Origin of the sequence: Plantibacter flavus, from assembly GCF_900177615.1 — a bacterium.
Taxonomy (GTDB): domain Bacteria; phylum Actinomycetota; class Actinomycetes; order Actinomycetales; family Microbacteriaceae; genus Plantibacter; species Plantibacter flavus.
This window is the reverse complement of record NZ_FXAP01000001.1, coordinates 94694-113312: the sequence shown is the minus strand read 5'-3', so window position 1 is coordinate 113312 and position 18619 is coordinate 94694. Positions and strand designations below refer to the sequence as shown.

The following is an 18619-nucleotide window of genomic DNA, read 5'->3' as shown; positions in this document are numbered from 1 at the left end:
CGAGAAACGATCGGGACGGGCCCTCCGGGTGAGTCGTTCAGCCCTAGTTGTAGTTACCGGGGGTGAAGTCGTCGGAGCTGAAGCTGTCGAAGTCGACGAAGCTCAGGTCGGACTCGTTGAACGCGCCGTCCTCACCGAAGATGCGGTTCGGGTAACGCTCCGCCTTCGCCTCCTCGGTGGCCTCGACCGTCACGTTGCGGTAGCGCGCCAGGCCGGTACCGGCCGGGATGAGCTTACCGATGATGACGTTCTCCTTGAGGCCGACCAGCGGGTCGCTCTTGCCTTCCATGGCGGCCTGCGTGAGCACACGCGTGGTCTCCTGGAAGGAAGCGGCCGACAGCCACGACTCGGTCGCGAGGGACGCCTTGGTGATACCCATGACCTCCTGGCGAGCCGATGCGGTGCGACGACCCTCCGACACGGCCGAGCGGTTGAGCTCGGCGTAGCGCAGGCGGTCGACGAGCTCGCCGGGCAGCAGGTCGGTGTCGCCGTGGTCGACGACGGTCACCTTCCGCAGCATCTGGCGCACGATGACTTCGATGTGCTTGTCGTGGATCGGGACACCCTGCGAGCGGTACACGCCCTGGACGCCACCGACGAGGTGCTTCTGGACCTCGCGGACGCCCTGCACGCGGAGGACCTCCTTGGGGTCGACCGCACCGACGTGGATCTTCTGACCGAGCTCGACGTGCTGTCCGTCCTCGACGAGGAGGACCGCACGCTTCAGCACCGGGTAGACGACCGGCTCGTCGCCGTTGTCGGGCGTCAGGATGACCTTACGAGCCTTGTCGTTCTCGTCGATCGTGATGCGACCGGCGGCCTCGGCGATCGGGGTCGCGCCCTTGGGGGTACGAGCCTCGAACAGCTCCTGCACGCGGGGCAGACCCTGCGTGATGTCGTCCGCCGATGCCGAACCACCCGTGTGGAAGGTACGCATCGTCAGCTGGGTACCGGGCTCACCGATCGACTGGGCCGCGATGATGCCGACGGCCTCGCCGATGTCGACGAGCTTGCCCGTGGCGAGCGAGCGGCCGTAGCAGGCTGCACACACACCGACGGTCGACTCGCAGGTCAGGACCGAGCGCACCTTGATGTTCTCGACACCCGCGGAGACGAGCTTGTCGATGAGCACGTCACCGACGTCCTCGCCGGCCTCGGCGACGACCTCACCCTTCGGGCCCACCGCAGCAGCGGCCAGCGAACGGGCGAACACGGAGTTCTCCACGTTCGGGTCGCGCACGAGCTCACCGGAGCTGTCGACGTTCGCGATCGCGAGCTCGAGACCCTTGGTCGTGCCGCAGTCGTCTTCGCGGATGATGACATCCTGCGAGACGTCGACGAGACGACGCGTGAGGTATCCCGAGTCGGCGGTACGGAGCGCCGTGTCGGCCAGACCCTTACGAGCACCGTGGGTCGCGATGAAGTACTCCGCGACCGACAGGCCCTCACGGTAGGAGGAGATGATCGGGCGAGGGATGATCTCACCCTTCGGGTTGTTCACCAGGCCTCGCATACCCGCGATGTTGCGGATCTGCAGCCAGTTACCACGAGCACCCGACGACACCATGCGGTTGATGGTGTTGTCCGCCGGGAAGTTCGCGCGCATGGCCTCGGCGACCTTCTCGGTGGCCTCCGTCCAGATCTTGATGAGCTCCTGACGACGCTCGGCATCCGTGGTCAGACCCTTGTCGAACTGGCTCTGGACCTTGGCGGCCTGCTTCTCGTAGCCCTGCACGATCTCGCGCTTGTTCGGCGGGGTCAGGACGTCGCTGAGCGCAACGGTCACACCGGAACGCGTCGCCCAGTGGAAACCGGCGTCCTTGATGTTGTCGAGCGTTGCGGCGACGACCGTCTTCGGGTACCGCTCCGCGAGGTCGTTGACGATCGAGGACAGCTTGCCCTTGTCCGCCACGTCTTCCACGTAGGGGTAGTCCGCCGGCAGCGCCTCGTTGAAGAGTGCGCGACCAAGGGTCGTCTCGACGAGTGCGACGCCCGAGCCCTCGTAACCCTCAGGACCCGTGCCCTCGGCGAACGTCACGTCGGTCAGACGGATGCGCACCTTGGCGTTGAGGTCGAGCGAGCCCTGGTCCTTCGCGAGGATGGCCTCGGCGACGGACGAGAAGGCACGGCCCTCACCCTCGACACCCTCCTTGAGGGTGGTCAGGTGGTGGAGACCGATGATCATGTCCTGCGTGGGCAGGGTGACCGGGCGGCCGTCGGACGGCTTCAGGATGTTGTTCGACGCGAGCATCAGGATCCGCGCCTCGGCCTGGGCCTCGACCGACAGCGGGAGGTGGACAGCCATCTGGTCGCCGTCGAAGTCCGCGTTGAACGCGGCGCAGACGAGCGGGTGCAGCTGGATGGCCTTGCCCTCGACGAGCTGAGGCTCGAACGCCTGGATGCCGAGACGGTGCAGCGTTGGCGCACGGTTCAGCAGCACGGGACGCTCGCGGATGATCTCCTCCAGCACGTCCCAGACCTCGGGACGGCTGCGCTCGACCATGCGCTTCGCGGCCTTGATGTTCTGAGCGTGGCTCAGGTCGATCAGGCGCTTGATGACGAACGGCTTGAAGAGCTCCAGCGCCATCTGCTTGGGCAGACCACACTGGTGCAGCTTGAGCTGCGGGCCGACGATGATGACCGAACGGCCCGAGTAGTCGACGCGCTTGCCGAGCAGGTTCTGGCGGAATCGACCCTGCTTCCCCTTCAGCATGTCGCTGAGGGACTTCAGGGCACGGTTGCCGGTACCGGTGACGGGGCGACCACGACGACCGTTGTCGAACAGTGCATCGACGGCCTCCTGCAGCATCCGCTTTTCGTTGTTGACGATGATCTCGGGAGCCCCGAGGTCGAGCAGACGACGCAGACGGTTGTTGCGGTTGATCACACGACGGTAGAGGTCGTTGAGGTCGGAGGTCGCGAAGCGGCCACCGTCGAGCTGCACCATCGGGCGGAGCTCCGGCGGGATGACCGGGACCACGTCGAGCACCATCGCGGCCGGCGAGTTGCCGGTGATGAGGAACGAGTTGACCACGCGCAGACGCTTGATGGCACGGATCTTCTTCTGACCCTTGCCCTCCGCGATCTGGTGGTGGAGCAGCTCGGACTCGGCCGCGAGGTCGAAGGACAGCAGGCGCTTCTTGACCGCCTCGGCACCCATGTAGGCCTCGAAGTACAGGCCGAAGCGGTCCTGCAGCTCGTGGAACACGGAGTCCTCGGGCTTGAGGTCGCCGACCTTGAGGTTGCGGAAGTCCTCCCAGACGCGCTCGAGGTGAGCGATCTGCTCGTCGTAGGACTTGCGGGTCTGGCTCATCTCCTTCTCGGCGGCGTCCTTGGTGCGACGCTTCTGCTCGCTCTTGGCGCCTTCCTCCTCGAGGGCGACGAGGTCGTCCTCGAGCTTCTTCAGGCGGTCTGCGATGCGCGAGTCGCGCTGGTCGCCGAGCGTCTTGATCTCGAGACGGAGCTCGTTCTCAAGGCCGGGCATGTCCTGGTGACGTGCGTCCTCGTCCACATCGATGACCATGTAGGCCGCGAAGTAGATGACCTTCTCGAGGTCCTTGGGCGCCATGTCCAGCAGGTAGCCGAGGCGCGAGGGGACACCCTTGAAGTACCAGATGTGCGTGACCGGGGCGGCGAGTTCGATGTGGCCCATGCGCTCACGGCGCACCGACGACTTCGTGACCTCGACACCGCAGCGCTCGCACACGATGCCCTTGAAGCGGACCCGCTTGTACTTGCCGCAGGCGCACTCCCAGTCGCGGGAAGGACCGAAGATCTGCTCACCGAACAGACCGTCCTTCTCGGGCTTGAGGGTGCGGTAGTTGATGGTCTCGGGCTTCTTGACCTCTCCGTGCGACCAGGCACGGATGTCGTCTGCGGTGGCCAGACCAATGCGAAGCTCGTCAAAAGTTGTGACGTCGAGCAATGTATCTCCTATGAAAGGTTTCGTCAGTCTCTACAGTGGTCAGGCTTAGATCTCGTCGATGGACGACGACTCGAACCTGGAGGAAATGTTGATCCCGAGCTCCTCGGCGGCGCGGAACGCGTCGTCGTCGGTGTCGCGCAGGCTCACCGCGGTGCCGTCGGCCGAGAGGACCTCGACGTTCAAGCACAGCGACTGCATCTCCTTGATGAGCACCTTGAAGCTCTCGGGGATACCCGGCTCCTGGATGTTCTCGCCCTTGACGATGGCCTCGTACACCTTGACGCGGCCGAGGATGTCGTCGGACTTGATGGTCAGGAGCTCCTGGAGCGCGTACGCGGCTCCATAGGCCTCGAGGGCCCAGACCTCCATCTCACCGAAGCGCTGTCCACCGAACTGAGCCTTACCACCGAGCGGCTGCTGCGTGATCATCGAGTACGGACCCGTCGAACGCGCGTGGATCTTGTCGTCCACGAGGTGGTGCAGCTTGAGGATGTACATGTAGCCGACCGAGACCGGTGCCGGGAACGGCTCGCCGGAGCGGCCGTCGAACAGACGGGCCTTTCCGGAGGAACCGATGAGGCGGTCGCCGTCGCGGGTGACGTTGGTCGAATCGAGCAGACCGGCGATCTCCTCCTCGGAAGCGCCGTCGAACACCGGGGTCGCGACCTTGGTGTTCGGCTCGGCCGAGTGCGCGGCAGCCGGGAGCTTCTTGGCCCAGCTGGGCTTGCCCTCGACGTTCCAGCCCTGCTTCGCGATCCACCCCAGGTGGATCTCGAGGACCTGACCGAAGTTCATTCGACCGGGGATACCGAGCGGGTTGAGGATGACGTCGACCGGCGTTCCGTCCTCGAGGAACGGCATGTCCTCGACGGGCAGGATCTTCGCGATGACACCCTTGTTGCCGTGACGGCCGGCGAGCTTGTCGCCCTCGGTGATCTTGCGCTTCTGGGCGATGTAGACGACCACACGCTGGTTGACGCCCGAGCCGAGCTCGTCGTCGCCGTCCTGTGCGTCGAACACCTTGACGGCGATGATCGTGCCGGCTTCACCGTGGGGGACCTTCAGCGAGGTGTCGCGGACTTCGCGGCTCTTCTCGTTGAAGATGGCGCGGAGCAGGCGCTCCTCGGCGGAGAGCTCGGTCTCACCCTTCGGCGTGACCTTGCCGACGAGGATGTCGCCGGGGCGGACCTCGGCACCGATGCGGATGATGCCGCGCTCGTCGAGGTCCTTGAGCAGCTCCGGGCTGACGTTCGGGAGATCACGGGTGATCTCCTCCTTGCCGAGCTTGGTGTCGCGGGCGTCGACCTCGTACTCCTCGATGTGGATCGAGGAGAGGACGTCGTCCTTCACCAGGTTCTGGCTGAGGATGATCGCGTCCTCGAAGTTGTGACCCTCCCACGTCATGAAGGCGACGAGGAGGTTCTTGCCGAGCGCGAGCTCGCCGTTCTCCGTGGCGGGGCCGTCTGCGATGACCTCGCCGGCCTCGATGCGTGCACCCTCGGAGACGATGACGCGGTTGTTGTAGCTCGTGCCCTGGTTGGAGCGGTCGAACTTGCGCAGGTAGTAGGTCTGCGTGCCACCCTCGTCGAGCTGGATGGTGACGGACTCGGCCGACACCTCCTGGACGACGCCGGCCTTGTCGGCGGTGACGACGTCACCCGCGTCGATGGCTGCGTAGCCCTCCATACCGGTACCGACGAGCGGCGAGTCCGACATGAGGAGCGGGACGGCCTGACGCTGCATGTTGGCACCCATGAGTGCGCGGTTCGCGTCGTCGTGCTCGAGGAACGGGATGAGGGAGGTCGCGACCGACACCATCTGGCGCGGGGAGACGTCCATGTAGCCGATCTCCTCGGACGGGATGAGGTCGACCTCGCCGCCCTTCTTCCGGGCGAGGACGCGGTCCTCCTGGAAGTGGCCGTCGCTCTTCAGCGGAGCGTTGGCCTGCGCGACGATGTAGTTGTCCTCTTCCATCGCGGTCAGGTAGTCGATGTCCTCGGTGACCCGGCCGTCGACGACGCGACGGTACGGGGTCTCGATGAAACCGAACGAGTTGATCCGCGCGAACGATGCGAGCGAACCGATCAGGCCGATGTTCGGGCCTTCCGGGGTCTCGATCGGGCACATGCGGCCGTAGTGCGACGGGTGGACGTCTCGCACCTCGACGCCTGCACGCTCACGCGACAGACCACCGGGGCCGAGCGCCGAGAGGCGACGCTTGTGGGTCAGGCCCGCGAGCGGGTTGTTCTGGTCCATGAACTGCGACAGCTGCGAGGTCCCGAAGAACTCCTTGATCGCGGCGACGACGGGGCGCACGTTGATCAGGGTCTGCGGCGTGATGGCCTCGATGTCCTGCGTGGTCATGCGCTCGCGGACGACGCGCTCCATGCGGGACAGACCGGTGCGGACCTGGTTCTGGATGAGCTCGCCGACGGCGCGGATGCGACGGTTGCCGAAGTTGTCGATGTCGTCCGTGTCGAGACGGAGGTCGACGGGCTTGCCGTTGCGGACACCCGGGAGGGTGGCCGTGCCGCGGTGGAGGGCGACGAGGTACTTGATCGTGGCGACGATGTCGTCGGTCGTCAGGACGGAGTCACTGAGCGGCTTGTCGAGACCGAGCTTGTTGTTGATCTTGTACCGGCCGACCTTCGCGAGGTCGTAGCGCTTCGAGTTGAAGTAGAAGTTGTCGAGGAGCGCACGCGCGGCCTCGGCTGCGACCTGCTCGCCCGGACGGAGCTTGCGGTAGATGTCGCGGAGCGCGTCCTCCTTGGTGAGGATCGTGTCCTTCTCGAGGGTGAGCTCGATCGACTCGTAGCCCTTGAACTCCTCGAGGATCTCCTCGCTCGTCATGCCGAGCGCCTTGAGGAACACGGTGACGGACTGCTTGCGCTTGCGGTCGATGCGGACGCCGACCTGGTCGCGCTTGTCGATCTCGAACTCGAGCCAGGCACCGCGGCTCGGGATGACGCGAGCGGAGAAGATGTCCTTGTCGGAGGTCTTCTCCTGAGCCGACTCGAAGTACACGCCCGGGCTGCGGACGAGCTGCGAGACGACGACACGCTCGGTGCCGTTGATGATGAAGGTACCGCGCTCGGTCATGAGCGGGAAGTCGCCCATGAAGACCGTCTGCGTCTTGATCTCACCGGTGAGGTGGTTCATGAACTCGGCCTCGACGTAGAGCGGGGCCGCGTACGTCTTGCCGCGTTCCTTGCACTCGTCGATGGAGTACTTCTCGGGCTCGAGGTACGGGTTGGCGAAGGAGAGCTGCATCGTCTCGCCGAGGTCCTCGATGGGCGAGATCTCCTCGAAGATCTCGTCGAGGCCGCTCTTCGTGGGCAGGTCCTGTCGGCCGGCCTGGGTGGCTTCTTCGACGCGTGCCTTCCACACGTCGTTGCCGACCAGCCAGTCGAAGCTCTCGGTCTGCAGAGCCAGGAGGTCTGGAACCGTGAGCGTGTCGGTGATCTTCGCGAACGAGAGGCGGGATGCTCCGCGGCCGTTCTTGGGTGAGTTGGTGGTTGCGTTGCGCGCAGCAGCCAAGGGGATAACCTCCGGAGGCCTGTTGGGGGCCGAGTTACTGGTCGTCAGTGGAGTTACTCACCAGAAAGAGAACATGTGGCGGGTTGGACCCGCACACCAGCCGACCGCAATATGAAGGCATAGAGATTCTGGGAGCGCAAAGAACAACTATAGGCCGGAATCCTCGGCGTGTCTACTCTTTCCTTGACGAGTTTTCGACTTTCCGGTATAACCGCCGCGCCGCCCCCGGTGTTCCCGTCAACCCGTGCTGAACCGCAGGCGCTGACCGGGCCGGAGTTGCGCCAGGAGGTCGCGGTCCGCGGCACGCACGACCGCGATGACCGGATACCCGCCGGTGACGGGGTGGTCCGCCGCCAGGATCGTCGGCAGACCGCTCGGCGGCACCTGGACCGCCCCGGCGACCATGCCCTCACTCGGCAGTTCACGACCGGGATCGAGACGCTCGAGCGGCGTCCCGTCGAGGCGCATCCCGATGCGATCGGCGTCGGCCGTCACGCTCCACGACTGCTCGACGAGACGCTGCAGGGAGCCGGCGTCGAACCAGTTCCGGCGAGGTCCCGGCGAGACCCGTATGAGCCGCTCCCCGGCTTCCGGCCTCGTCCACGGGGCGATGTCGAGCGGAGGGACGCGGCGGCGCGGGGTGGGCAGGACGACGAGTCGATCGCCGCCGACGACCGGTGCCGGGCCGAGGCCGGCCAGGGTGTCGGTCGACCGCGAGCCGAGGAGCTGCGGGCCGTCGAAGCCGCCGCGGACGGCGAGGACGTACCGGAGCCCGTGGGTCGCCGCGCCGAGTTCGAGCCGGGAACCGGCCGCCACGCGGACGGCGCGGTGTCCGTCGACCGGTCGACCGTCGACCGTGATCGCACCCCACGCGCCGGTCACGGCGATCCAGAGGTCGACGTCGGGGACGGCCGCGAACGGGCCCAGGACGACCTCGAGCGCCGCACGGCCCTCCGGGTTGCCGACGAGGCGGTTGGCGAGTCGCAGGGCACCGCGGTCGAGAGCGCCGGACGGGCCGACCCCGAGGGCAGCCGCACCCGGTCGCCCCAGGTCCTGCACGGTGGTCGCCGGTCCAGCCGTCTCCACGAGCAGCGTCCCGCCCATCACGCGGGGACCTGCACGAACCGGACCCGATCGCCGGGGACGAGGAGGGCTGGTGGATCCGCTGCGTCGTCCCACAGGACGGCGTCCGTCGTCCCGATGATGCGCCACCCACCCGGGGAGGCTCGCGGGTAGACGCCGCTGAACGTTCCGGCGAGCGCCACCGAACCGGCGGGGACGGTCGTCCGCGGCACGCTCAGGCGCGGGACCTCGAGCGGCCGGCCGATCGTCTCGTCCTCCCGCTCCGGCACGAGGTAGGCGAACCCCGGCGCGAAGCCGCTGAAGGCGACGGTCCACAGGCGACCGGTGTGCCAGGCGATGAGGCCGTCGGCGTCCCTGCCGAGCAGCGCCGCGGTCTCGGCGAGGTCCTGGCCGTCGTAGCGGACGTGGATGAGGGTGTCCGAGCGTCTCCCCGCCTCGTCGACAGGGCCGGTCGACCGTCCCGCGCCGGGTGCGAGCGCCCGTTCCGCGGTCGCGAGCAACCAGGCCCCCACCGCGGCGAGCGCCGGCCCCCGCGCGTCCGTCACGGCGAGCACGGTCCGGGCGGCCGGGACGAGGTCGACCAGCCCCGCCGGGCGTGAGGCGGCGAGCGCCCGGTGCACGAGCAGGACGTCCTCGAGCGATGCCAGTTCGAGGAGTACGGCCTCCTCCCCCATCGCTCGGAGCACGGGTCCGGTGGGAATGTCCGCGTTCACCACGGCGCGACCAGTTCGACGCCGGCGTCCAGCAGGGCGGCCCTGACCGCCGTGGCGAGCGACACGGCTCCCGGGGTGTCGCCATGCACGCAGAGCGAGACCGCGTCGAGTTCGACGTCGGCACCGTCGACGCTGCTGATGCGTCGGTCGAGGACGAGGGAGACGGCCCGGCGGACGGCCGCCGTCTCGTCGGTGACCAACGCCCCAGGGGCGTCGCGCGGGACGAGCGAACCGTCGGAGCGGTAGCCGCGGTCGACGAAGGCCTCCGCGACGAAGTGGAGTCCGGCGGCGAGGGTCTCGCGTTCGATCGAGGAGCCGGACATCCCGAGGACGGGAAGTGGTCGCCCGAGCTCCTCGGAGGCCGTGACCACCGCGCGGACGACCGCGCATGCCTGGACCCGGTCGTGCGCGATCCGGTTGTAGAGGGCGCCGTGCGGCTTCACGTAGACGAGCCGTGCGCCGACCCCGTCGGCCTCGCCGACCTCGTCGACCGCTCGCTGCAGGGCGCGGAGCTGCTCCAGGACCTCGGCCTCGAGCACCTCGGCGGGTACGTCCTGGTCGCGGCGCCCGAAGCCCGCCTCGTCCCGGTAAGAGGGGTGGGCTCCCAGCGACACCCCGTGGGCCGTCGAGCGGCGGACGGCGTCGCGCATGGAGGCATCGTCCCCGGCGTGGAAGCCGCAAGCGATGTTCGCGCTCGTGATCAGGGCGAACATCGCCTCGTCGTCGGCGGTCGGCACACCGCGCCAGACCTCACCGAGGTCGCTGTTGAGGTCCACCTGCGCCACGGCCGCACCCCTTCCGCTCCGCCTCCCGCCACTGCGGGAAAGTCTAGGGTGGGGGTATGGACGAGGCACAGGTACGACTCGGCGTCAGCGGATACCTGGCCAGGATCGAGGCCGACCGCTTCGTGCCGGGCACCTATCAGCTGGTGGTCGACGGCACGCCGCAGTCGCACGTCAACCTCGATCAGCCCGAGGAACTCTTCTTCGAGTACATCCAGCGGATCGGTCACATCATCGACGAGATCGCGGACCCCGGCCAGCCGATCACGGCGGTGCACCTCGGTGCCGGCGCGCTCACCCTCCCCCGTTACGTGGAGGCGACGAGGCCGGGCTCGCGGCAGCAGGTCGTCGAGCTCGAGCGCGAACTCATCGATCTCGTGCGCGAGCACCTCCCCTGGTCGAAGCGCGCCCAGATCCGCGTCCGATACGGCGACGCCCGCGAGATCGTCGCGAAGCTGCCGCCAGGCCTGCGGGGCACCGTCGACCTCGTCGTCGTCGACATCTTCAGCGGCGCCAACACGCCGGCCCATGTCACGAGCACGGAGTTCTACGCCTCGGCGGTCGAGCTGCTGTCGCCGACCGGCGTCATCGTCGTGAACGTCGCCGACGGCCGCGGACTCGCGTTCGCCCGCGGACAGGCCGCGACGCTCGCCGACTCCGTGTCGCACGTCGCCGCCCTCGCGGAGACGCAGATCCTCAAAGGCCGCCGCTTCGGCAACGTCGTCCTCGTCGGCTCGAACACCGCCCTCCCGCTCGACTTCCTGCCGAGGCTCCTCGCGGCCGGCCCCCACCCCGCCAAGGCGGTGGCGGGCGCCGAGCTGCGCGCCTTCATCGCGGGGGCACAGGTCGTGACGGACACGACCGCCGTCCCCTCCCCGAACCCCGCCCAGGGCATCTTCCAGACGAAGGGCTGACCATGGCCACCACGCAGACGCCGCGACGACGGGGCCTGCGTGCGCCCGCCTCGCTCACCACCCTGCTCGCCGCCACCGCCCTGGCGCTCGTGGCCTGCACCGACGGGGAGCCACGATCACCGGGTACGGCCTCCCTCTCGCCCTTCCCCGCGCCGAGCGCCTCCGCGTCGATTCCCGCATCCGCGGTTCCCACCGTGCCGGTCGCCCCGACCGGTGAGGCCACCACGGTCGTCGGCGGCCTCGACGCGCCTTGGTCGATGGTCCGACTCACCTCGGGCAGCACGCTGGTGAGCCAGCGCGACGCGGGCGACGTCCTCGAGGTCGTCAGCGGCGGCGCGGTGCGGCAGGTCGGCGTGGTCCCCGGGGTGTCCGCGGGAGGCGAGGGCGGGCTGCTCGGGCTCGCCGTCCTCACGCCGACGGGATCGGAGACCGCGGGAACCTGGCTCTACGCCTACCTGACGACGTCGTCCGACAACCGCATCGTGCGGTTCCCGCTCACGGGAGCGGCCGGGTCGTACGCGCTCGGCGGCGTCGAGGAGGTCCTCGTCGGCATCCCCCGGGCCGGGAACCACAACGGCGGACGCATCGCGTTCGGACCGGACGGCATGCTCTACGCGACCGCGGGTGACGCCGGTGACCGGAGCCTGGCTCAGGACGTGGACAGCCTCGGTGGGAAGATCCTGCGGCTCGCACCCGACGGCGCGGTGCCGGGCGACAACCCCTTCCCAGGATCGCCCGTCTACTCCCTCGGCCATCGCAACCCGCAGGGCATCGCGTGGGATCGCGACGGCGGCCTGTGGGCGAGCGAGTTCGGCCAGAACACCTGGGACGAGCTCAACCGGATCACCCCCGGTGGCGACTACGGCTGGCCGGTCGCCGAGGGCATCGCCGGAGCACCGGGCATGATCGACCCGGTCGCGCAGTGGGCCACGGAGGACGCGAGCCCGAGCGGCCTCGCGATCATCGACGACACGATCTTCATGGCCTCGCTCCGCGGCGAGCGCCTGTACGGCATCACCGACGGCGTACACGTCCCGGCGGGGAGCAGCGCGCTCGTGGGCGTGGTCGACGCGGTGCCCTACCTCGTCGGCGAGTTCGGACGGATCCGCGACGTCGTGGCCGGCCCGCCGGGGACCGCCTGGATCCTCACGAACAACACCGACGGCCGCGGTTCGCCCGGGTCCGGGGACGACCGGATCGTCGAACTCCCCCTCACCCCGCTCGCGGCCCACTGAGGACTCACCGCCACACCTGTGGGTCATCCCGCACCTGCGGTCCGGTGTCGGTCGCCGGGAGTACCATCCAGGCATGGCAGAACTCAGTCGGGTCACGGCGTGGGCACAGGCGCTCATCGTGCTGCACCTCGACCCGACGGTCTGGACCTTCGGCTTCGACAACGCCAAGCGACGCGCCGGCCTGTGCAACTTCACGACGAAGCGGATCACCGTCTCGCGCTATCTCGCGGCGCGCTACGACGACGACGAGATCCACCAGATCCTCCTCCACGAGGTCGCGCACGCCCTCGCCGGGGCGCGCGCCGGGCACGGACCCAAGTGGCGCAAGGTCGCCGAGGAGATCGGCTACGAGGGCTCGCGGCTCCACGAGGGCCAGACGGCCGACGAGCTCGCCCCGTGGGTCGGCACCTGCCCGTCGGGCCATGTCCTCTACCGGCACCGGCGCCCGAGCCGGGCGACCTCCTGCGGCAAGTGCTCGCGCTCCTGGGACGAACGGTTCCTCCTCAGCTGGGTGCACCGCGAGGTGACGCCGGCCATGCGGCGTCGGGCGGCCGCGTTCGACGGCTCCACCCCGCCCGAGCCGGGTCCCGGGTCATGACCGGTGGCGCGGTTCCCACCGACAGCTGGATCGCGCTCCTCCGCGGGGTCAACGTCGGCGGCGTCACGATCCGCTCCGCCGACCTCGCCGAGGTGTTCCGATCGGCCGGGTTCACGGGAGTCCGCACGGTCCTCGCGAGCGGCAACGTCGTCTTCGACGACCCCGGGCACCAGCCCGACGAGACCGCGGACGATGCACGCGGTGTGCTGAAACGGCGCATCGAGCGGTCGCTCGCGGCGGCCTTCGGCTACGAGGCGTGGATCGTGCTCACACATCAGCTCGCACTCGCCGACGTCGTCGAGGCCTATCCCTGGCCGGAGGCCGAGCAGGTCCAGCCGTACGTCATGTTCTCCTCCGAGCAGACCTCCCTCGACGCCCTGCTCGCGTTCTCGGCGGCAGCCGGGGAGCAGCCCGACCGCGTCGCACCCGGCGACGGCGTCCTCTACTGGGAGGTCCCGAAGGGGTCGAGCACCGACACCGCCTTCGCGAAGGAGTCCTCGAAGGCCCGGTTCAAGCCGCACGTCACCACGCGCAACCTGCGGACGCTGCGCAAGCTCCTCTGAGCAGGCTGTTCCGCGGCACCGGCGCAAGCCCCTGCGAGGTGCTCCACGGTGGCGTACGCTGAATTGATCAGCTAGCTGCACAATTCTGGAGGCATGCGTCATGACCGGCACCGATTCACCCACCACCGCGGACCGCGTCCGGCAGATCGCCGTCGCCGTCAGCGCGGTCCTCGCGATCATCGGCTCCTACATCGGGTCGGGAGCCGCCGGGGGCACCCAGGTCCAGAACGCGGCGAACGGCGCGTTGAGCGCCTCGTCGACGCCGATCGCACCGGACGGGCCCGCGTTCTCCATCTGGAGCGTCATCTACCTCGGGCTCGTCGCCTACGCGGTCTGGCAGTTCCTGCCCTCGCAGACCACCCGCGAGCACCACCGTCGTCTCGGCTACTGGGTCGTGGCGAGCCTCCTGCTGAACGCGGCGTGGATCCTCGTGGTGCAGGCGGGCTTCCTGATCCTGAGCGTGTTCGTGATCATCGCCCTCCTGGGTGTCCTGGCCCGCATCTTCGTGATCGTGCTCCGGACCACGCCGTCCGGCGTGGTCGACACGATCATCACGGACGGCACGATGGGGCTCTACCTCGGGTGGGTGTGCGTCGCGACGGCGGCGAACATCACCGCAGCGCTCGTCGGATCCGGGATCGGGAGCGCGGACGGCCCGGCCGCCGGTGTCTGGTCGATCATCGTCCTCGCGGTCGCCGGTGCGGTCGGGATCCTGCTCGCGATCGTCGGCCGCGGACGGATCGCCCCCATGCTGTCGCTCTGCTGGGGGCTCGCGTGGGTGGCCGTGGGCCGCTTCACCGGCGAACTGCTGTCGACCGAAGCCGGGGTCACGGCACTGGTCGTCGCGGTCGTGGTGGCCGTCGTCACCGTGGTCGTCCGCGTCTCGCGGGGACGCGACCGAGCAGCGCTCGTGAGCGCCTGACGCTCCGCACGCTCGACGGCCGCGGCGCTACTCGCCTGTTCGGCCGTCGAGCTGTTCGCGGAGGACGTCGATGTGCCCGAGATGCCGGGCCGTCTCCTCGATCATGTGGAGCTCGATCCACCGCAGCGTGAACCGCTGGTCGTTGCCGAGGCAGACATCGTCGAGCTGATACCGCGACGCCACCTCGCGGGACTCCGCACAGGCCGCCTCGTAGTCGGCGATGATCTCGGTCAGGCTGTCGTCGGCCGTGACGCGCCATTCGCCGTCGGGGTCGTCGTCCGTCCACCGTGCTGGGACGTCCGACTGCCCGTCCATGTCCTCGCGGAACCAGCTGCGCTCGACATCGGCGAGGTGTCGGATGACACCCGAGACGGTCGTGATGCTCGGCAGCAACCGCTTGGCCGCGAGCTCGTCGGTGAGTCCGCGCGCCTTCCAGGCGATGCTCGCGCGCTGCAGGTCGAGGAAACCCTCGATCGTCTCGCGCTCGCCACCGCGCTCAGGCGGCTGCGGGCGGTCGCCCCAGTCGGCCATCAGTCGACGACCTCGACCTCGTTCCCGAAGGCGACGTAGCCTGAGAAGTCCTTGCCGACGCGGTCGAACGCGGTCGGATACGGGGTCGGGTACGACCAGGCCACATCGGGCTTGACCTCGCCGCCGTCGGTGACGCCCCAGTACTGGGCGTCGCCCTTCCATGGGCAGTGGTACTGGGTGTCGGTCTCGACGAAGCGCTCGCGGTTGAGGCTCGACGGCGGGAAGTACCAGTTGCCCTCGATCTTGATGAGCTCCGATTCGGGGGCTTCGGCGAGGACGGTGGTTCCGAGGAGTGCGCGCATGCGCCGAGACTACGCCCGGAACACGGCTCCGTCCAGGACCGGGACGACGCTTGACACGTCGACCTCGCGTGCCGCCTGGACGTGCTGCGTCGCACCCGCCTGCGCGAGCTGCTGGGCGGTGGCGGAGGCGGACAGCAGATGCCCGACGCCGTTGCGCAGGCCCTCGTACGCGGCGGCAGCGGCGGCGGCCTCCGGTGAGGTGAAGTCGATGCCGCGGAGCCCCAGCGCCTCGATCACGGCACCGGCCCCGAAGAGGTCCTCGACGGCGAACCGGGTCTCGGCCGTGTCGTCGAGTTCGCCGACCGCGATGACGACGATGCTCGTGCGCCGACCGAGCTCGGCCTGCTTCGCGATGATCCAGTCCGCGACCGCCGACCGGTTGCGCAGGCACCCGGCGACGACCGTCGCCCCCGCGTCGGCGAGCAGTGTCGCGATCTGAGCCGTCTCCCCGCGGTCGTCCAGCTCGGCGACGGCGACGGCCTCCCCGCCGCTCACGCGCTGCTCGACGGAGGTCGTCGCGTGGAGCACGTCCACGACGACCGCGACGTCCGCCGTATCGATCCGCCCGGCTCCTGCGACGCCCCAGTCGAACCTGACCTGGTACTTGGTCTGGGCGAACGGCGGGTGGACGGGCGGCGGTGTGGCGGCTGCGGTACTCACCCGTTCATCGTATCCAGGCGCACCCACCCACCCCACGAGTGTTGCGTCCGAAGACCTCCGTGGGGGTGGTCGCCAGCGCGGTGCGCTGACGCGAGCGCGGGTCATCGGACGTGAGCGCGGGCCTCCGGAGGGGCGCGCTCACGCGCCAGACCCGCGGTGACGTCAGCGCACCGCGCTGGCGCACGGGCAGGGGGTCAGCGGGAGGCGGTGGGGAAACGACGGTCGTCGGGGTGAGGCGGGCGCATCTCGTTGCGGATGAGCTCGAAGTCGTGACGACTGAGCTCGAGGAACCCCCGGCGGAGCTGGACACCCCAGTTCCGGGTGAAGCTCGTGAAGTCGAGGAGCGCGAGCATCGGACGGATGGGCGCCTCGACCGCGTCCGGGTACCAGTCGACACTCCGCCGCCAGGGTCGCCAATCGGCACCGTCCGGTCGCGGCACAGCCGCCTGGTAGACGGTGTCGTCGGAGACCCGCCCGATCGCGGTGAACGCCTTGAGCGGCTCGCCGTCAGGGGTGCTGACCCGCGGTGAGTAGTACACGAAGCCGTCGGACTCGCGCATCTGGTCGAGCCCGCCGCGCTGCCCGTGGTTGATCTGCACGAAACCCTGCCGGACGCCGAGGACGACGTGATCCCGCTGGATCACGCCCAGCCAGTACCGGATCGCCATAGGCACAGTCTTCCCTACCGGCGCACCCCCTGCAGCCGCCGAGCCGCACATGCGACACTGAGGCATGCGCGTGATGCTGAAACTCGTCCTGGACTGTGATGTCGACGTCGCCTGGCGGGCACTCCGCTCCCCGGCCGTCCTGCGGGAGCTCTACAGCCCCGTCATGGGACTCGAGGCGCTCGACGCCGACGGGTTCCCGACCATCTGGGAGCCGGGAGCGCACCGCGTCCGCGTGAAGGCCGCCGGCGCGATCCCGGTCGGCGACCAGATCATCGACCTCGAGTTCATCGAGCGCCGCGACGGCACCCGCATCCTCCACGACCAGGGCGACCCGGTCAGCGGGCCGCTCAGCAAGCTCGCCGGGTGGGACCACCAGATGGCGGTCGCCCGCGACAAGCACGACCCGACGAAGACCCTGTACCGCGACCGACTCGTGATCACCGGCGCGATCGCCCCGCTCTACTGGTACCCGCTGTGGGCGACGTGGCAGTGGCGCGGTGCCCGCATCAAGGCGCTCGCGCCGAGCTGGGCCTACGACCCGCCACTTCCTGGCGACGAGGAGGACGACGAGGTCGGCGCGACGGTCGAAGGCGCGATCTGACGCCTCGACCGCCGGCGACGTCCCGCCCAGCCGTGCGTCAGCGCTCCGCCGCCTCGCCCCAGTGCGTCGATTCACCCGCGGGCGCGACCGTACGCGGGACACCGGTGGCCGACGACCGCAGCACCTCGGGCAGGAACCGGTCCGGCATGTTCTGGAACGCGACCGGCCGCAGGAAACGGGTGATCGCGGCCGTCCCCACCGAGGTGCTGGAGTCGTTCGTCGTCGCCGGCCACGGTCCGCCGTGCTGCATGGCGGGCGTGACGGCGACGCCGGTGGGCCAACCGCCGAACAGCACCCGGCCGGCGTGCGCCGAGAGCTGCTGGACGAGCTCCACGAGGTCGTCGCTCGTCTCGTCGGCGCCGGCGTGCAGGGTGGCCGTCAGGTTGCCCTCGCAGAACTCCGGCACGAGCGGCGCGAACGCCGTACCGGCCGGGACCTCGACGAGGATCGACAACGGACCGAAGGCCTCGTCGAGCAGGGCGTGCCGACCGGCCCGCAGCGCGTCGAGTGAGACCGCGACGATCGTGGGGGTCGCCCAGCCGTCGCCGTCCTCGTCGATCCGCAGCGAACCCTCGGCGATGACCCGCACGCCGTCGGTGCCGAGGATGGTGTCTCGCCTCGCCTCGTACCCGGCCGAGATGCGGTCGTTCAGGAGTCGGTGCTCGGGAACCGCGGCAGCGGCCTCACGGATCGACCCGTCGAGCCCCGCGCCGTCCGGCAAATAGACGAAGCCGGGCTTCGTGCACAGCTGACCCGCCGAGCCCGCGACACTCGTGACGAATCCCGTCGCGATGGCCGTCGCGGACTCGTCGAGGGCGGTCTGCGTCACGAACACGGGGTTGACGCTGCCGAGCTCGCCGAAGAACGGGATCGGGACGGGGCGCGCCGCCGCGAGGTCCGCGAGGATCCGGCCGGCCCGCAGGGAGCCCGTGAAGGAACCGGCCCGGACGCGCTCGTCCTGCAGGGCGACGACCCCGGCCTCCTGGCCGATGATCGTCTGGAACACGCCGTCAGGAGCCCCGGACGCCCGGAGCGCGGCCGCGACGACGGCCGCCGTCGCGAGCGAGAGCCGCGGGTGGCCGTCGTGCACCTTGAGGATCACCGGGCATCCGGCCGCGAGGATCGACGCGGTGTCACCACCGGCGACGGAGAAGGCGAAGGGGAAGTTGCTCGCCGCGAAGTTCACGACCGGGCCGAGCGGCACGAGGACGCGGCGGAGTTCCGGGCGCGCGCCGAGTGCGAAGTCCGGGTCCGCTTCGTCGATCCGGACATCGAGGTAGGAGCCGTCGACGATCGTCTCCGCGAAGAGCCGCAGCTGCACGGCGGTGCGGAGGAGCTCGCCGCGGAGCCGGGCCTCGGCGAGCCCTGTCTCCACCATGCCGACGGGGACGAGCTCGTCCGCGTGGGCCTGCAGGGCGTCGGCGACGGCGACGAGCGCTCGCGCACGGGCGTCCGCCTGCGTCGCGGCCCACGCGGGTGCCGCAACGGCGGCCCGACGGAGGACCTGCTCGAGCTCCTCGGGGGTGGTCTCAGCGATGGTGGCGTCGGGGGCTGGCGTGGTCGTCATGTGATCCTCCGGGATCGT

16 protein-coding genes are annotated in these 18619 nt (G+C 69.4%); 6 read left to right on the top strand and 10 right to left on the bottom strand.

From position 1 onward, the window contains the following. Positions 1 to 43: 43 nt before the first annotated feature. The 5 genes from B9Y95_RS00500 to B9Y95_RS00480 form a co-directional block, all read right to left on the bottom strand. Positions 44 to 3925 carry a DNA-directed RNA polymerase subunit beta' gene (locus tag B9Y95_RS00500; RefSeq protein ID WP_064296730.1) on the bottom strand — a complete coding sequence of 1294 codons (3882 nt, stop codon included), beginning with the start codon at positions 3923 to 3925 and terminating at the stop codon, positions 44 to 46. Between the two features lie 45 nt (positions 3926 to 3970). Then, positions 3971 to 7462: a DNA-directed RNA polymerase subunit beta gene (rpoB, locus tag B9Y95_RS00495; RefSeq protein ID WP_079705237.1), complete on the bottom strand. Its 3492-nt coding sequence runs from the start codon at positions 7460 to 7462 to the stop codon at positions 3971 to 3973. 237 nt (positions 7463 to 7699) lie between these two features. After that, positions 7700 to 8566 (bottom strand): 5-oxoprolinase subunit C family protein, encoded by an 867-nt coding sequence (locus B9Y95_RS00490; RefSeq protein ID WP_085510225.1) that lies wholly within the window; start codon positions 8564 to 8566, stop codon positions 7700 to 7702. Beyond that, the gene (locus tag B9Y95_RS00485; RefSeq protein WP_234993923.1) at positions 8566 to 9261 is read right to left on the bottom strand and encodes a 5-oxoprolinase subunit B family protein; all 696 of its coding nucleotides are present in this window, start codon (positions 9259 to 9261) and stop codon (positions 8566 to 8568) included. The genes B9Y95_RS00490 and B9Y95_RS00485 overlap by 1 nt, the downstream gene beginning before the upstream one ends. Next, a complete protein-coding gene (locus tag B9Y95_RS00480) occupies positions 9255 to 10043 on the bottom strand; it encodes a LamB/YcsF family protein (RefSeq protein WP_085510224.1) in 789 nt (262 codons plus the stop codon). The genes B9Y95_RS00485 and B9Y95_RS00480 overlap by 7 nt, the downstream gene beginning before the upstream one ends. 56 nt (positions 10044 to 10099) lie before the next feature. Between B9Y95_RS00480 and B9Y95_RS00475 the strand changes: the two genes are divergently transcribed. From B9Y95_RS00475 to B9Y95_RS00455, 5 genes are all read left to right on the top strand, one after another. Beyond that, on the top strand, positions 10100 to 10954 hold the full coding sequence (locus tag B9Y95_RS00475) for a spermidine synthase (protein ID WP_071259566.1): 855 nt from the start codon (positions 10100 to 10102) through the stop codon (positions 10952 to 10954). Between the two features lie 2 nt (positions 10955 to 10956). Then, positions 10957 to 12189: a PQQ-dependent sugar dehydrogenase gene (locus B9Y95_RS00470; RefSeq protein WP_085510223.1), complete on the top strand. Its 1233-nt coding sequence runs from the start codon at positions 10957 to 10959 to the stop codon at positions 12187 to 12189. A gap of 73 nt (positions 12190 to 12262) precedes the next feature. Next, on the top strand, positions 12263 to 12787 hold the full coding sequence (locus tag B9Y95_RS00465; protein ID WP_085510222.1) for a SprT-like domain-containing protein: 525 nt from the start codon (positions 12263 to 12265) through the stop codon (positions 12785 to 12787). Next, entirely contained in the window at positions 12784 to 13350 is a 567-nt protein-coding gene (locus B9Y95_RS00460) for a DUF1697 domain-containing protein (protein WP_200811336.1), read from the top strand. Before B9Y95_RS00465 ends, B9Y95_RS00460 begins: the two co-directional genes overlap by 4 nt. A 100-nt stretch (positions 13351 to 13450) precedes the next feature. Next, positions 13451 to 14272 carry a TspO/MBR family protein gene (locus tag B9Y95_RS00455; RefSeq protein WP_085510221.1) on the top strand — a complete coding sequence of 274 codons (822 nt, stop codon included), beginning with the start codon at positions 13451 to 13453 and terminating at the stop codon, positions 14270 to 14272. Between the two features lie 27 nt (positions 14273 to 14299). On the opposite strand, the gene B9Y95_RS00450 is transcribed toward B9Y95_RS00455, so the two are convergent. The 4 genes from B9Y95_RS00450 to B9Y95_RS00435 all read right to left on the bottom strand — a co-directional run bounded on the left by B9Y95_RS00450 (position 14300) and on the right by B9Y95_RS00435 (position 16433). Continuing rightward, the gene (locus B9Y95_RS00450; RefSeq protein WP_085510220.1) at positions 14300 to 14803 is read right to left on the bottom strand and encodes a DinB family protein; all 504 of its coding nucleotides are present in this window, start codon (positions 14801 to 14803) and stop codon (positions 14300 to 14302) included. Beyond that, positions 14803 to 15105, bottom strand: coding sequence for a DUF427 domain-containing protein (locus B9Y95_RS00445; RefSeq protein ID WP_085510219.1), 303 nt, complete (start codon positions 15103 to 15105; stop codon positions 14803 to 14805). Before B9Y95_RS00445 ends, B9Y95_RS00450 begins: the two co-directional genes overlap by 1 nt. Before the next feature lie 9 nt (positions 15106 to 15114). Next, positions 15115 to 15765, bottom strand: a complete 651-nt coding sequence (locus tag B9Y95_RS00440; RefSeq protein ID WP_234993922.1) for a 2-phosphosulfolactate phosphatase — start codon at positions 15763 to 15765, stop codon at positions 15115 to 15117. Positions 15766 to 15959: 194 nt separating this feature from the next. After that, positions 15960 to 16433 carry an EVE domain-containing protein gene (locus B9Y95_RS00435; protein WP_085510217.1) on the bottom strand — a complete coding sequence of 158 codons (474 nt, stop codon included), beginning with the start codon at positions 16431 to 16433 and terminating at the stop codon, positions 15960 to 15962. Positions 16434 to 16497: 64 nt separating this feature from the next. On the opposite strand from B9Y95_RS00435, the gene B9Y95_RS00430 reads away from it, so the two are divergent. Continuing rightward, the gene (locus B9Y95_RS00430) at positions 16498 to 17034 is read left to right on the top strand and encodes a hypothetical protein (RefSeq protein WP_079705227.1); all 537 of its coding nucleotides are present in this window, start codon (positions 16498 to 16500) and stop codon (positions 17032 to 17034) included. Between the two features lie 37 nt (positions 17035 to 17071). Here B9Y95_RS00430 and B9Y95_RS00425 read toward each other — a convergent pair whose 3' ends face one another. Then, positions 17072 to 18601, bottom strand: a complete 1530-nt coding sequence (locus B9Y95_RS00425) for an aldehyde dehydrogenase (NADP(+)) (protein WP_085510216.1) — start codon at positions 18599 to 18601, stop codon at positions 17072 to 17074. Positions 18602 to 18619: the final 18 nt, after the last annotated feature.